This window comes from Bowmanella dokdonensis (assembly GCF_017254865.1).
In the GTDB taxonomy this organism is placed as follows: Bacteria; Pseudomonadota; Gammaproteobacteria; order Enterobacterales; family Alteromonadaceae; genus Bowmanella; species Bowmanella dokdonensis.
In genome coordinates this window covers 1-14,929 of the sequence record NZ_JAFKCV010000017.1, presented here as the reverse complement: position 1 = coordinate 14,929, position 14,929 = coordinate 1, and the positions used below count along the sequence as shown (strand labels likewise).

Sequence of the window (14,929 nt, the reverse complement as noted above, 5' to 3'; positions counted from 1 at the left end):
TTTTTCTTACTGAAGGATAACCTTTTCTATTTCTTTTTTTTCTTCGGATTCATCCTCACTGTCTTGCTCGTCATCTTCGGCCGGTACAAAAACACACCATTTTTTCTCGCTATGAATTTCTAACTCTCTTACTGAATTAATTGCTAGTTCTCGAACTTCAGCGGCTGTAGAGTTCCTACCTTGTAGTTCTGACGAGGATCCTATTTTCTCTAGTAATTGAATGGCAGACATTTTTATTCCTTATATTTTTAATGACAGATCTGGAAGTTGAGAGGTTTCCAGAAAGCTCAATCTAGCACTATAAGTCTGGATTGTTAACTTCTAATGGCAGCTTTGCTCAAGGCCAAAAACGATCCTAAGATACTATTGCCCTTGTGATCTCGCAGGCTTGCCAATTCTGGGCATGAATCTCACATCTTTTGGTAGAACCATATAGGGTGTCTATGATGTCAGGAAGGACGGTGAACCCTAATCTTTTTACTAAGTTTTCCGATGCCAGGTGACCTACATTGTATTGGGCAAAAATGCGCCTTAGGCTTAGGTACTTAAAGCCGTAGTCCACTAATGCCCCCAATCCCTCCACAGCGTAGCGCATACCTTGTGCTTCTGGGACTAGCATCATACCAATTTCAGTCTCGCTGGCACCGGAATGATGCCATCTGAATCCTTTTATTCCGATAATTCTGGAAGTCTGGATTTCCTCGATTGCCCAGCTTAATTGGGCAAAGGGCTTGTTAGCATTATTCATTAGAGCCTTTTGGAAATTTTTCTCAGCGCTTTGTATCGAAATTGGATTCGAAATCTTTCTCATTACCTCGGTATCGGTATATAAGAAGCAATAGATCTGTTTATCAGACTCTCTTAACGGCCTACAGAAGAGTCGTTGAGTTCTGAACTCCATACTAACGCTCTCTTACACAGTCTCTTTGCCCTTTGGGTCTATATGGTGAACAATCTTCTGTTTAGCAAATTGTTTGTCCAGTTCCGTCAACCGATCAAGTACTGCCTGATTCTTTTCCATCTGCGCACAGGGGGGAATAGCCATAGTGGTATGCTGGTTTACTTCCACCCTGGCGAAATCCTGTAGCGGGATCCAATCGATACGGGTATCGTCAATGGGCAGGGTGGGGCATTCATACAGGGCCACCTGATGGTCGGGCGGATAAATCTCCAGCAGCAGTTCCAGTAACACCTGGCGATAGGCGTTATCGGTGGCAAAGCGGGCCGCGGAGCGATCGCCGGCGATGCCCACCTGCCAGAGGATCAGATAAGCGCTGGGATCTACCTTGCGCTGGTAGAACATAAACTGGCTGGCTTCGAAATGCTGGCAGCCGCTTTTGCCCGGGTCGATGCCCAAATCGGCAAACAGGCAGTCTTCGGCGGAGATCCCCGGCTCCATATGGGCCTCAAAGCCTTCGCTTCTGGCGGTTTCGATCACCTTATGGGGCGCCCAGGCAAACACTCCGGGATGGCCGTAAAAGGCCCCCACCACTTTTTTGCCTGCCCGTACTTCCGCCATCATGGCATCCACCATCTCCCGGTAGGTGATGCGCCTGTCTTTACCTTCCTCGTAGTAGATCTGCAGGCTACGCACATCCGGGTTCATTTCCTTCACCCACAGCTCGACGATGGCGTTGGACACGCCGCAAAAAACCACGTCGGCCTGTTCAATATAACTGCGGCATAAAGGAGCGATATGGGAGCCAAGGGTCATGCCGACGCCCACGCAGACTATGCTGCCGGATTGGTTGGGGGTTTCCATCAGGTGGGAGGATCCTTTTTATTGTTTGTGGTTAATGTATGGATTTGGCCCGTCAAGTCCAGCATTAATTGCCGGTTGCTTCAGGTACTGAACTCCTGGCAAAGATGACCAAGCAACTGGCCGCTGAAATCCCGCTTGGCGGCAAAGCGGATGGCGCCGGTGCCGCTGGCACTGCGATCAAACAGGCAGTAGTAATTGTTCAGAAGCGGCAGGCCCAAAATGCTTTGATTAGGCCAGCTTGGCATTGTGGTCAGCTTAAAGTAAGCCTGGTTGGGCTGGGGTGCATGGATTTGCCAGTAAGTCTGGGGGCTTAAGGTCAGGCGCACCGATTGGCCCTGTTCGCCGGTGAAATCAAGATACAGGGGCGGCCACTCCTTAAGATTCAGTTGCGCTAAGGGGATACCCACTTCCTCGCCGCTGAATGACTGAAAAGGTGCAAGCAGGGCCTTAAACCCGGGGTTTAAGGCGTAAAACTGCAGCATCAGGGCGTCGAACAGGCCCGGCGGCAGCACCAGCAGGGTAGAGCCGCTGTCGACTATGGCATTGGTGCGACAGCCCTTAACCTGGTCGGCGGCAAGCTTTGGCGCTGCCAGTTTTGGAGTCTCGCCAAGCTGCAAGCCGAGCAGATCCACATTGTAGTATTTGTCGTCCAGCACCTTGATGGAGTGAAACGGCTCGTGGTACAGGTCCAGATGTAATTTGGGTTTGCCCAGCACAAACAGCCCATGGTTGAGATGATGGGAAGTCAGTTTTTCCAACGGGGAATGAGTATGGGTCTGATACACGCTGGACCTGTGGGTCAGCAGGGCAAACTGGTTGGCTACCACGCCATGTTCTTCGAGCTGGGTAAAATAAGGGGTAACAGGGTGGCGCGGATACTGATGCAAAAACTCCCGGTATTGGCGTACCGAGTCTGGGTGTTGCGCCGTGTCCATTAAAAAGGGATAACTCAGTGCCGGCGATACCTGTTTATCCTGCAGGTATGGGGCAATATCATAGGCCGGATTCAGGCCCTCATAAGCCAGCCCCAGGATGCCGTCGGCATCGATAAAACTCTGCGCCTGCTCTTTGGCCGTTACAGCCACATTGACCCTGTCCAGCACCGCCCTGTGTCCCGGCAGTCCCATACTGACAGTGGTATTCACCACCGGGCCGTACCAGCCTCCCTTGCCGTAGATCACATCCTGGGCCAGGGATGTGGCCTGCAAGGCATCGTCCCGCTCCGGCTGGTAACTGCCGTTATGTACCGCCAGGGTGCTGCTGCCGGTATCCAACACCAGGTTAACCGGATGCTGGTGCTGACCAATATGCACCCGGGCGCAATAGCCCCCTTTGGCAAAGGTGTTGTTTAGAGGAATCCGGACAGAGTGCTGCATAATCAATGACTTAGTTTTTTGGTGAGCCTAACAGAGCTAAGCAGAAATTAGTATCCGGGGATTCCTGTGTGTCTTCTGCTTTTTCTCTTTTTTGCATGCCAGGAAAAAGGGTTCAGAGAGATTGTCCCTACCCAATAATTTCCAGACTATCGTATTGACCGATAATCCCTTCCATGGATAATGCTAACGCCGCTTTGCCGGCATGGATCAGTATTTTCAGGGAGGTATAACTTGTGCGTCCCTGTATTGAGGACTTACAAGAATGATAAAAAGAATAACTATTATGGGCCTGCTGCTGGTTCTCACTGCCTGCGGCGGCTCAGGCGGTGGCAGCGAATCCGCACCTTCTCCCACTCCCAACCCTTCAGCTAACCAGGCTCCAGTAATCTCAGCCGCCAACGTCTCTGCCATCGAAGGTGAAGAGGTGACTGTATCTGCCACTGTGACCGATGCCGATGGCCAGATCAGTGACTATATCTGGCAGCAGGTGTCGGGCCCCGAAGTCGATTTCCAGCAGCCAGGCTCTGCATCACTAACATTCACGGCACCTGCTGTGGAAGCCGATGACAGGATAGTGTTTGAGCTGCAGGTGACGGACAATGACGGTGCCCAGAGCAAGGGGCAGATAAGCGTTAACGTACTGTTTAATCATCCCCCACAGTTTGGTGTTGAAGATCAAACTGTAATGGAGCAGGCAGAGTTTTCCCTGAGCGTTGAGGCTTTGGATACAGACGGGGGGATTGCCAGTTACGTATGGGAGCAGATTAGCGGACCTGCTGTTGCCAATCTTGTTACCGAAGCAAACCGAATAAGCTTTTCTGCCCCAGACGTTTCGGTTAATACAGCGCTGGAATTCAAACTGGTGGTCAGTGACAGGTTGGGCAAGTCTGCTGAAAAGACCTTTAAAGTTACGGTGGAAGAATTCGAATACCGATTTGATTTGGTTGGGCAGCTAACAGCGCCATTGTTTGCAGGTGCGGAAGTGGTGGTTGCAGTCGGGGAGCAGAATTTTAGCGGCAATACCGATGAAACCGGCAAATTCAGGATTGCGCTGAATCTGGGAGATGATGCCGCTGTGCACCCGGTCATTGTCACCGCCCGGGCCGCTAGCCCATATGACAAACTGGCCGTCAGCAGTGTGCCGGGTACAGTGGACAGCATTTATCTGTCAGCCAAAGAGGTTGAAGGGCAGCCTCTTACTTACCAGGTGCAAATTGACCATATTACCAGTGCGATTCACGCCGAACTGGACAAGGCTATTGTCAGCGCAGAAGACTCCCATGACCTAATCAGTATCAGCTCCCAAATCCGCGCTGCGGACATTATTCCCACTGGTATGCTGTTTAAGCTGATGTTGGATGACTACCAAGCTGGCGAACTGAGTGCGTACTCTGCGCAGATAAACGATTTGTTAGCCTATTCAAGGCAGCAGCAAGAAATTCCGGAACTGTTGGATGATATCCAGGGGGAAAGAGAAGAGCTTTATTACAGTAAGATGAATGATTTTATCTCAGATTTGCCCGGTTTTTCCATTGATGGAGAGGAAACTTTCTATTTTTATGAATCTTCAACACAGAATACATCGGATTCAGGAAAACTTAGTCTTAAACAAGATGGTACAGGCGTAATCCACTTCAGTCCTGAGGATACATCTTACCCTAATGGAGCTGCTGACTTTTCATGGACTGAGATTGAGGAGCAGATTAACTTTTCGGTGGATTCAGAGAAGCTATTTCTGGGTAGCTGGGATTGCTTCCTATTTTATGATATTAACTCTTCATTTTGCGATGTATTTATTGAAAACCTTGAAATGAGGAAAGTTTATTTTCCCAATGGTGAGCCGGTTTTACTGATCAATCTATTGACTAGAGCGGAATGGTACACCTCTGAGTCATATTACAAACCTATTCTTATGTCTATGCGTTGGCGTACTGCTGAAGACCTCATTCTCCCCGAGTCAGTCATCGAATTGGATAAAGAGTATGTTATACAACTTCCTAAACTTTCCGTGGGGGAGGATACAAACAACTCAGAATGGATAACTTCTGACTACAGAAGCTTCCACCTCACACTCAGCGGTTCTTGGCAAACAGGGGGGGGAGTGAAAATACGTTATCCTACGGTCGATAATGCGGGGGTCTCGCTTGAAGAAGTTGTTGAGGGAACCTGGTTGATTTCTACAGATGGAAATGTTTCTTTGCAGTTTGACGAATCGAAATTGTTCCGGAAAGCCAATCTTGTATTCATCAAAGACACTAATGAAGTGCCGTTAGTGAACATTTTACTTTCAAGTAATGACAAAGAATATGCAAGTTCAGGGAGAGTGGTTAAAAAAGATTTTGACGCTATCAATATTGGAGCGGAAACTTTCTCAGGAATTTATAAATGGCCTGTTTTTTCCAATAAACCGCTTGAAGAGTTCTGGTTTGAACTAGAAACAGATGGCACTGCTACCACTTATTACAGCAATGATTCCAATAACGATGGAATGCTTTCCGTACACGAGGTAATTGTTTATCCGGGGTTTTGGAAACTTGATGAAAAAAATAAGATGGTCATTCGCCGCTACAGGCGCTCCTGGGAAACATCTGGAGGAGAGATTTGCCAACCTTCTGGTTACCAACCTCAGATAGGAGAGGACTGTTTTCTCTATAACGAGAGGATTTGGGAGTTGGATTCGCTAGAAAGTGGCAGTTTACAAGGAGAGGCTGGTTTGTATCTTTCACAGCAGCATAAGTTTTACAATTTCTATATTTTTGAACCTACTGACTATGACGGAGTAGATCAGATATATAATCTTAGTGTCACTTCTCAAACTATGTTGAAGATAGTTAAAAGGCCTGTAGAGCTGCCGGAATAGTTATATTTTTTAGATTAAAGAGGTGAGCATGCTCACCTCTTTAGTTACTTTTTGTGAAGCTAATAAGGGCCACTGACCAAATCAGGGTTGGTCCATTTGGCATGCCATAGCTGATTGCCATGCAGATAGTAGACATTATCTCCCTGCAGCAGGCTACGGTCGGCACCGCCGAAATGGTAGCTGCCATCGCTGTCATCAGCCTGCAGTTGTCCATCCACACTCAGACTGGCCATGCCCGGACTGGCGTCCACCGACACCAGCATCAGGCTGTGGCCGGGTGCCCACAGGGTGGTGCAGGCCTCATCACAGGTCTGCCAATGTTCCACCGGCATGGCAAAGCGGTACTGATCGCCCTCTTTGAGTACCGACAAAGCCTTATGGTCGAACTCAACCGGGGTAAAGCTGTTATCTCTGGCGATACTGGCCAGCTCAATGGGGTGAGCCGGGTCGTTTATATCAAACAGGCTGACCTTCATGCCCTCGCGCACCGGGGTCTGAGTGACCTGGCCGTCCTCCCCCGGCAGGTCTTGCAGACTCACATCCTGGCCTATGCCAAGCAAATAATTATTCTCTAGAGGGTGCAGGTAACTGGAGAATCCGGGCAGCTCCAGACTGCCTTCCACCATGGGCTGCAAAGGATTAGACAGATCCAATATATAGAGTGGATCGGTCCGCTCAAAGGTTACGATATAGGCCCTGTCATCCAGATAGCGCACGGAGTAAATATCTTCACCGGGTTTACCGATAGCCTCTGGTTGATTGTCATTGGGAAGCTGTGACACCAGGGCCAGGTTTTGCCCTTGCTGGGCCAGAATATTCAGCCTGTGGGTGGTACCGTCGCTGTAGTCACTGCTGACCACCCTCAGATGGTTGTCATGCTCGCTGAGCCTGAAGTAAGGATTGGCCTGCCAGCCCAGTGTGCCGTCCACCAATCCCGACGCCTGATAAGACAGAGGCTCTGACAGGGCCACCTTGTGCAGGACGGTTTGATTTTCCACTGTGCCGGCCAGATACAGGTTTTGTGCCGACATATAGAGGTTTTCTGCCTGTCCCGTCATGCACAATGCGCTGATATCCTGGGGGTTATCCATATTAATACGGGTGACTATCAATAGCTGGCTGTAGCCATCCTGCTCGCCGGCCTGTTCGGGGATCAGACAGTCTTCAGCCTGAATCCATCCCCTTGACTGGCCGTTCACAGCGAGCCTGGGCATCAGGCTCTGCATATCGGTGCTTTGCAGCAGGTTATAGTTCCGCCATTTAGTTTCATCATCTGCAGCGCCGGCTATTAATCCTTCCAGGCTCAGGGCACTGCTGGTGACCAGGTACAACTGCTTTTCAATCCGCCTGCTGCCGAGCAGCCAACCGTCCATCTGCAACTGGACAACCTGCTCGATTGAGTCAGGCGAACTGGTATTGAACAGGCTGACGGTCACCTGATTCTTTTCACCGCCCCAGGAGCCGACAATATCGGCAAACAGCATAATGGGAAAGGAGCTGTTGATCACCGCCAGGCGGTTGTCATCAAGATACAGGCCATTAATCTGTCCAAGCTCTGTCGCCAGCGGCAGACGGGTCAGTTCGCTAAAACTTTGGTCATGCTGGCGTTGCATCACCCTGACATAAGGTTGGTTATCGACTTCGTACCAGGCTGGATAGGCCGCATAGTAGAGAAACTCGCCGTCGTACTCGAGCCGGTCAGCTTCGTCCACGCCGGCCTCCTGAGTATTGGTGACTGAGTGGTTCGTGTCAGCAAAACTGAACGAAGGTGAGGCGACTTCAGCGTCACTGCCGGCCAGGCTCTGAGCATACAGACCATTTTTCAGAAAGCGGCTGACCGCCTGTTCTCCGGGTTGAATCAGATTGCCGGTGAAGGTAACAGGCGCATTTACCGCAGGTGCACTGTCAACGGGCTGTGGGGAAGGGGTGGACGTGTCATCTGAGCCGGAACAAGCGCTCAGGCTGACTGCGAGTATCAGTAATCCGGGGAAGCGCTTCTTCATGCTGATTTCCTTACCTAATGGGAGAGCCGACGGATAAAGCCTAGGCCTGGCGGAGCGGGAAATCTGCTTAAAATTACACCAATTTGTGACTATCCGTAATCAGCTAAACAGTCCAAACAGGCTCGTTTTCAAATCGGCAGTCTTAATCGGATTTTTCTGTCAAATAAACCGATTTATTCAGATATCCGCCTGGACCAGGTGAGGGTAGATTGGTAGTTGGTCAGGCGCCGGGGCGCCTGGCAAAGAATCAACCCTTGGGAATGCGGATTTTCTTTTCTTCGCTTTCCCTGTACAGCACCAGGTTGTGGCCAATCAGTTGAACCTGAGTGGCTTTGGTTTCCCGCACGATGGCGTCGCATACCAGTTGTTTCTGTTCGCGATCGCTGGTGGCTACCTTGACTTTGATCAGTTCATGGTGGTTCAGGGCGCTGTCGATTTCGGCCAGTACGCCTTCGGTCAGGCCGTTACTGCCCAGCAGTACAACGGGTTTGAGGGAGTGGGCCAGGCCCTTGAGATATTGCTTCTGTTTGGTGGAAAGATTCATTGAGTTACAAATTTAATTGGGGATTAATGCTTGAAAACCGTTATTCTAGCGCCATCTTTGCGCTAAGCATAATGACAATCATCAGTTATGGCGAAAAAGACGCCACTGCCAGCCGCAGGGCCGGTGTTTTTGGACTTGTCCAACTGATCGCAAATATAGAACAAAGGCAGGTTGATCAATACGGACAGGATGATCGTATTGCCTGGTGCCGAGGTGAGGCAAAAGCCCAGCCCGGGTCCTGATAGAGGGCAAGGCGGCGAGACAAGTCTGCTCTGAGTACAAATACCGGGTAGCAGTTTTGCCCGAGCAGAATAGTTTCCACAGGTAAACTATTGTAGTCTTAGCCCTGCCGGGAATTTATTGGTGGATATCGGGTCTGATACAGTCCGACCCGATGGCTGGAGTTCACACTTCAGCATCGAACAGGCCCTTGGCTTGTGCCAGGCAACCGACCCTGGCAACAGGTTCGGAGACAAACTGTTTTTACAGAGGTTACAGCGTTGAGCGATATGGCTAAAAATTTAATATTGTGGTTAGTGATCGCCGTCGTCCTTATGACGGTGTTCCAGAGCTTTACACCCGGCGATTCAGCCGGCCGTCAGTATGATTACACCCAGTTTATCAATGAGGTGAATCAGGGCTTGGTGCGTGAAGTACGCATCGACGGCCGGGAGGTAAAAGGGGTGTCCCGCAGTGGTGAAAGCTTTACCACCTACATTCCCTCCGTTGGCGATGACGGCCTGGTGACGGATCTGATCAAGAACGATGTTCGCATGATCAATGAGCCGCCAGAGCGCCCTTCAATGCTGGCCAATATCTTTATTTCCTGGTTCCCCATGTTACTGCTGATTGGTGTGTGGATTTTCTTTATGCGCCAGATGCAGGGCGGCGGTGGACGTGGCGCCATGTCGTTCGGCAAGAGCAAGGCGAGGCTGCTGGGCGAAGATCAGATCAAGACCACCTTCCAGGACGTGGCCGGTTGTGATGAAGCCAAAGAGGAAGTCTCCGAACTGGTGGACTTTTTGCGCGATCCGTCCAAGTTCCAGAAACTCGGTGGCAAGATCCCCAAAGGCGTACTGATGGTCGGCCCTCCTGGCACAGGTAAGACCCTGCTGGCTAAAGCTATTGCCGGGGAAGCCAAAGTGCCTTTCTTTACCATCTCAGGCTCTGACTTTGTTGAGATGTTTGTCGGTGTGGGCGCCTCCCGTGTCCGTGACATGTTCGAGCAGGCCAAGAAATCCGCACCCTGCATTATCTTTATCGACGAGATCGACGCCGTCGGTCGTCAGCGCGGCGCCGGTTTAGGCGGAGGCCATGATGAGCGTGAGCAGACGCTCAACCAGATGCTGGTGGAAATGGACGGTTTTGAAGGTCATGAAGGCATTATCGTGATCGCCGCCACCAACCGCCCCGATGTACTGGACCCTGCCTTGCTGCGTCCTGGTCGTTTCGACCGCCAGGTCGTGGTCGGCCTGCCGGACATCCGTGGTCGTGAACAGATTCTCAAAGTGCATATGCGCAAGGTGCCCATCTCCGACAATGTGGATGCCGGGGTGATTGCCCGCGGTACGCCGGGTTTCTCAGGCGCGGATCTGGCTAACCTGGTTAACGAGGCTGCCCTGTTTGCCGCCCGTGCCAACAAGCGTCTGGTGGCGATGGAAGAATTTGACAAAGCCAAAGACAAGATCATGATGGGCGCCGAGCGCAAGTCCATGGTCATGTCCGAAAGCGAGAAGGAAATGACCGCTTATCACGAGGCGGGTCACGCCATTGTCGGCCGTCTGGTACCTGAGCACGATCCTGTTTACAAAGTGTCCATTATCCCCCGGGGCCGGGCTTTGGGGGTGACAATGTACCTGCCTGAACAGGACAGGTTCAGCTACACCAAGCAGCATCTGGAGAGCATGATTTCCAGCCTCTACGGCGGCCGTATTGCCGAAGATATTATCTACGGCGGCGAAAAGGTTACCACCGGGGCCTCCAACGATATCGAGCGCGCCACCGACCTGGCCCGCAAGATGGTCACCCAGTGGGGCTTGTCCGACAAGATGGGACCCATGCTGTATGCCGATGAAGACGGTGAGGTCTTCCTGGGCCGCAGCATGACCAAGGCCAAGCATATGTCTGATGACACGGCTCGGGCCATTGACGCGGAGATCAAGGCCGTCATTGACCGTAACTACGACAGGGCGGAAACCATCCTGCGTGACAACATGGACATCCTGCATGCCATGAAGGATGCGCTGATGAAGTACGAAACCATCGATGCCAAACAAATCGACGATCTGATGGCCCGTCGGGATGTTCGCCCGCCGGCCGATTGGGACAGTGACAACAACAAGCCCAAGGGTGGTGCATCCAGCAAGCCCGACGCCGATGACAAAAAGGACAAGAAGAAGTCCTCTGAGGCAGACCTGGGTAAGCCTGGGGATATTCCGGGCTAAGCCGGCATTCCAACCCGAAGGGCGCTTTTCAGCGCCCTTTTAGTCTTTAAGTCATGCTATGAATTTTATTGATAAAGAACTGGATTTGACTGTTCCCAGGGTGATGGGGATCCTCAATGTCACCCCCGACTCCTTCTCGGATGGCGGACAATTCAATCGCCTGGACGACGCACTCAGACAGACCGAGAGAATGCTGCACGAAGGGGCCGATTTTATCGATGTGGGTGGCGAGTCGACCCGCCCCGGCGCAAAGGATGTGCCGCAGCAGGAAGAGCTGGACAGAGTGGTGCCTGTTATCGAAGCCATCAGCCAGCGCTTCGACACTATTGTCTCAATAGACACCAGCAAACCAGAAGTAATGCTCGAGGCAGTGGGGGCCGGCGCCAGATTGATCAATGATGTACGCGCCCTCCAGGAAGAGGGCGCATTGGCGGCGGCTGCCAGCACCCGGGCGGCGGTCTGCCTGATGCACATAAAGGGGCAGCCCCGTACCATGCAGCATGAGCCCCGCTACGGCGATTTGTTTGGTGACATTTTCAGCTTTCTGGATGACAGGGTGCAGGCCTGTGTGGAGGTCGGCATTGGACAGGATCGTCTGATGCTGGATCCAGGCTTTGGCTTTGGCAAGACTTTGCAGCATAATTACCAGCTATTGAAGGGGCTGGAGCGATTCCATCACCTGGGCTTTCCCCTGTTGGTGGGCATGTCCCGCAAATCCATGATCGGAAAGCTGCTGGACTGCCCGGTGGAAGAGAGATTGGCGGGCAGTCTGGCCTGTGTGACCATCGCGGCCTTGAAAGGGGCACGGATTTTCCGGGTTCACGATGTGAAGCCTACGGTGGATGCGCTACGGGTGGTCAGCGCAACCCTTTCTCCCGAGAATGTCTAGTGCCCGTCCTGAAAGGCGGGTGCTAGCGCGGCGTAGGGATGCGCCGCCATTTTCAATGCGTGTTTGCGCGTTGAAAATGGGAGGTAAATGGAAATCGCAATTTTCATTTTCCGCTCCGGAATAAGGGCAGGAGCCTGTTTCCGGATGGAAACTATCCAGCCGGCAAAGACCGGTCAATTATAAGGATAATCATGAGCAGAAAGTATTTTGGTACAGACGGTATTCGCGGCAAGGTGGGCGAGAGCGCCATCAACCCCGAATTTGTGACCAAACTTGGCTGGGCCGCCGGTAAAGTGCTGGCCGGCCGCGGCACCAACAAGGTCTTGATCGGCAAGGACACCCGCATCTCGGGTTATATGCTGGAATCGGCCCTGGAAGCCGGATTATCGGCGGCCGGTATCAATATCGGTCTGCTGGGACCCATGCCCACGCCCGCTATCGCCTATCTGACCAAGACATTTCGCTCTGAGGCCGGAATCGTTATCAGCGCTTCACACAACCCTTATTATGACAATGGCATTAAGTTCTTCTCGGCTGACGGCTTTAAGCTGGACGACGATATTGAACTGGCTATCGAAGCCCAACTGGAAAAGCCTATGGTCTGTGTGGCCTCCGACAAGCTGGGCAAGGCCACCCGTATTTCGGACGCGGCAGGACGCTACATCGAGTTCTGCAAGGGCACTTTTCCGTCCGAATTGTCCCTCACCGGCATGAAGATAGTGGTGGACTGCGCCCATGGGGCTACCTATCACATCGCCCCCAATGTCCTGCGTGAGCTGGGTGCTGAGGTGGTCGAAATCGGTACCACACCCAACGGTTTGAATATCAACGATGATGTGGGCGCCACCTCCATGCAGGCAGTGACCGAGCGGGTGCTGGCGGAAAAAGCCGATCTGGGCTTTGCCCTGGACGGTGACGGTGATCGCATCATGATGGTGGATCACAAGGGCAACGTGGTGGACGGGGATGAGATTGTTTATATCATCGCCCGGGACGCGCTTAAATCCGGACGCCTGAATGGCGGCGGGGTAGTGGGCACCCTGATGAGCAACCTGGGCCTGGAAGTGGCTCTGAGCCGTCTGTCCATTCCCTTTGCCCGTAGTAAAGTGGGCGACAGGTATGTGATGGAACTGTTGCATGATAAGGGCTGGCATATCGGCGGTGAAAGTTCAGGCCACGTGCTGAACCTCAATGTGGCCTCCACCGGCGATGGCATCGTCTCAGGTCTGCAGGTGCTGACATCCATGCTACGGGCCGGCATGAGTCTGTATGAGCTGCGTCGCGGCATGGAAAAATTTCCCCAAACCCTGATCAACGTACGGTATACCCAAACCAGTATCTCGCCAATAGATCATGCGGACGTGCAGTCATCGGTCAAAGCGGCTGAGCAGGATATGGGCGATGAAGGTCGCATTCTGTTGCGTAAGAGTGGCACTGAACCGCTGATTCGCGTGATGGTGGAAGCGACCCGGGACGAAGTGGCAAGCAAGTGGGCCGAGCACATTGCCGACTCGGTACGAAAAGTAACCGGACGGTGACAAAACTGGCGAGTTTGCATTTCTGCCCACTTGTATCTTACCTGTGGGTTGGGTACACTCTCGCGCGCTTTGAACTGACTGGCCAAGCGAGCCCGGAGTCAAGATGACCCAGTCCGAACAAAAGACTGACGCTGCAGGCAGAAGGCCTTTGGTGGCAGGAAACTGGAAAATGAACGGTGACCTGAAACTGGCCTCGGCAATGCAGTCGGCACTGCAGGACGCAGACCTTACAGATCTGGACGTGGTGGTATGCCCGCCTTTCCCTTTTCTGGCAAGTTTCGACAGCGACAAGTTCGCCCTGGGTGCGCAGGACCTCAGTCACTTTGAGTCCGGCGCTCATACCGGTGAAGTGGCTGCCGGGATGCTCAGGGAAGTAGGCTGCCAATACGTGATTGTCGGTCACTCAGAGCGGCGCACCGACCAGCAGGAATCCAATGAGTTGGTGGCAGAAAAGGTGGCGGCAGCACTCGGAGCTGAATTGACCCCCATCCTCTGTGTCGGCGAACCATTACCGGTCAGGGAAGCAGGTGACGAGTTACATTATGTGTCTGCCCAACTGGATGCGGTAGTGACCCGGGTCGGTGCACCACAGCTGAGTAAAATGGTCATTGCCTATGAACCCATCTGGGCCATTGGTACGGGCAACACAGCGACGCCTGAACAGGCGCAGGATGTGCATGCGCATATCCGCCGGCACCTTAGCAAAGCCAATGCCGAGGCGGCCGCAGGACTTAGAATTTTGTATGGCGGCAGTGTTAATGCCGACAACGCAGTGCAGCTCTTTGCACAACCGGATGTGGACGGCGGCCTGATAGGTGGCGCCAGTCTGAAAAAAGACGATTTTTTAGCGATTTGCCAAGCGGCAAAGTGATTTGAGGTAAAGCATGCTTTACGAAGTTTTGATGGTGGTATATCTGCTGGTTGCCCTGGCGCTGATTGGCCTGGTGCTGATTCAGCGTGGTAAAGGCGCCGACATGGGCGCGTCTTTTGGCGCCGGTGCCTCCAACACCGTTTTTGGTTCTTCAGGTTCCGGTAACTTTCTGACCCGCAGCACCGCTGTGCTGGCCACTTTGTTCTTTGCCATCAGCCTGGTGCTGGGCGCAATGACAGCGGGCAAGGAAAAGCAGGTCGATGAGTGGGAAAATCTGGAAGTACCGGTTGAGCAGCCGGCCAGTCAGCCTGCTGACAATGATGTACCGGTAACAGAAAAGCAGGAACCGACAGACGTTCCAAACTGATTACCCTGAACCTGTAGACGTTTTTGCGGATGTGGTGGAATTGGTAGACACGCCATCTTGAGGGGGTGGTGTCGCAAGACGTGCGAGTTCGAGTCTCGCCATCCGCACCAAATAATACCCATCAGATTAATCTGATGGGTAGCAGACCAGGCTCTACCCCATAAACGGGGGATCAGCACTCAACGTACACGATTAATAACACCATTCCATCCGCAATGGGTCATTACTCTGATCCGGTAGTTTTCAAAATTTCTAAAACCATACGCTCTTCTCGA

13 protein-coding genes and 1 tRNA gene are annotated in these 14,929 nt (G+C 52.3%); 8 read left to right on the top strand and 6 right to left on the bottom strand.

Annotated elements, in window-relative coordinates; translation table 11 throughout:
• Positions 1-6: 6 nt before the first annotated feature.
• From J0A66_RS19110 to J0A66_RS19095, 4 genes are all read right to left on the bottom strand, one after another.
• The gene (locus tag J0A66_RS19110; protein WP_206575460.1) at positions 7-231 is read right to left on the bottom strand and encodes a hypothetical protein; all 225 of its coding nucleotides are present in this window, start codon (positions 229-231) and stop codon (positions 7-9) included.
• 124 nt (positions 232-355) lie between these two features.
• Complete coding sequence (locus J0A66_RS19105; protein WP_206575459.1) at positions 356-901, bottom strand: GNAT family N-acetyltransferase; 546 nt, start codon at positions 899-901, stop codon at positions 356-358.
• Between the two features lie 12 nt (positions 902-913).
• Positions 914-1,762, bottom strand: coding sequence for an SAM-dependent methyltransferase (locus J0A66_RS19100; RefSeq protein WP_206575458.1), 849 nt, complete (start codon positions 1,760-1,762; stop codon positions 914-916).
• A gap of 80 nt (positions 1,763-1,842) precedes the next feature.
• Positions 1,843-3,138 carry a pepsin-like aspartic protease gene (locus J0A66_RS19095; protein ID WP_206575457.1) on the bottom strand — a complete coding sequence of 432 codons (1,296 nt, stop codon included), beginning with the start codon at positions 3,136-3,138 and terminating at the stop codon, positions 1,843-1,845.
• Positions 3,139-3,400: 262 nt separating this feature from the next.
• Here J0A66_RS19095 and J0A66_RS19090 point away from each other — a divergent pair, with 262 nt between their 5' ends.
• Positions 3,401-5,998, top strand: a complete 2,598-nt coding sequence (locus J0A66_RS19090; protein ID WP_206575456.1) for a PKD domain-containing protein — start codon at positions 3,401-3,403, stop codon at positions 5,996-5,998.
• A 59-nt stretch (positions 5,999-6,057) separates the two neighbouring features.
• On the opposite strand, the gene J0A66_RS19085 is transcribed toward J0A66_RS19090, so the two are convergent.
• Positions 6,058-8,001 (bottom strand): beta-propeller domain-containing protein, encoded by a 1,944-nt coding sequence (locus J0A66_RS19085; protein WP_206575455.1) that lies wholly within the window; start codon positions 7,999-8,001, stop codon positions 6,058-6,060.
• A 247-nt stretch (positions 8,002-8,248) separates the two neighbouring features.
• Positions 8,249-8,545 (bottom strand): ribosome assembly RNA-binding protein YhbY, encoded by a 297-nt coding sequence (gene yhbY / locus J0A66_RS19080; protein WP_206575454.1) that lies wholly within the window; start codon positions 8,543-8,545, stop codon positions 8,249-8,251.
• Here yhbY and J0A66_RS19075 point away from each other — a divergent pair.
• The 7 genes from J0A66_RS19075 to J0A66_RS19045 all read left to right on the top strand — a co-directional run bounded on the left by J0A66_RS19075 (position 8,545) and on the right by J0A66_RS19045 (position 14,764).
• Complete coding sequence (locus tag J0A66_RS19075; RefSeq protein WP_206575453.1) at positions 8,545-8,787, top strand: hypothetical protein; 243 nt, start codon at positions 8,545-8,547, stop codon at positions 8,785-8,787. The genes yhbY and J0A66_RS19075 overlap by 1 nt on opposite strands.
• A 258-nt stretch (positions 8,788-9,045) precedes the next feature.
• Positions 9,046-10,989, top strand: a complete 1,944-nt coding sequence (ftsH, locus tag J0A66_RS19070) for an ATP-dependent zinc metalloprotease FtsH (RefSeq protein WP_277603595.1) — start codon at positions 9,046-9,048, stop codon at positions 10,987-10,989.
• Between the two features lie 58 nt (positions 10,990-11,047).
• Entirely contained in the window at positions 11,048-11,878 is an 831-nt protein-coding gene (gene folP, locus J0A66_RS19065) for a dihydropteroate synthase (RefSeq protein WP_206575451.1), read from the top strand.
• Between the two features lie 188 nt (positions 11,879-12,066).
• Positions 12,067-13,416, top strand: coding sequence for a phosphoglucosamine mutase (gene glmM, locus J0A66_RS19060; RefSeq protein WP_206575514.1), 1,350 nt, complete (start codon positions 12,067-12,069; stop codon positions 13,414-13,416).
• A gap of 103 nt (positions 13,417-13,519) precedes the next feature.
• Positions 13,520-14,287, top strand: coding sequence for a triose-phosphate isomerase (gene tpiA / locus J0A66_RS19055; protein WP_206575450.1), 768 nt, complete (start codon positions 13,520-13,522; stop codon positions 14,285-14,287).
• A 13-nt stretch (positions 14,288-14,300) separates the two neighbouring features.
• Positions 14,301-14,654, top strand: a complete 354-nt coding sequence (gene secG / locus J0A66_RS19050; RefSeq protein WP_206575449.1) for a preprotein translocase subunit SecG — start codon at positions 14,301-14,303, stop codon at positions 14,652-14,654.
• Positions 14,655-14,679: 25 nt separating this feature from the next.
• A tRNA-Leu gene (locus J0A66_RS19045) sits at positions 14,680-14,764 on the top strand.
• Positions 14,765-14,929: the final 165 nt, after the last annotated feature.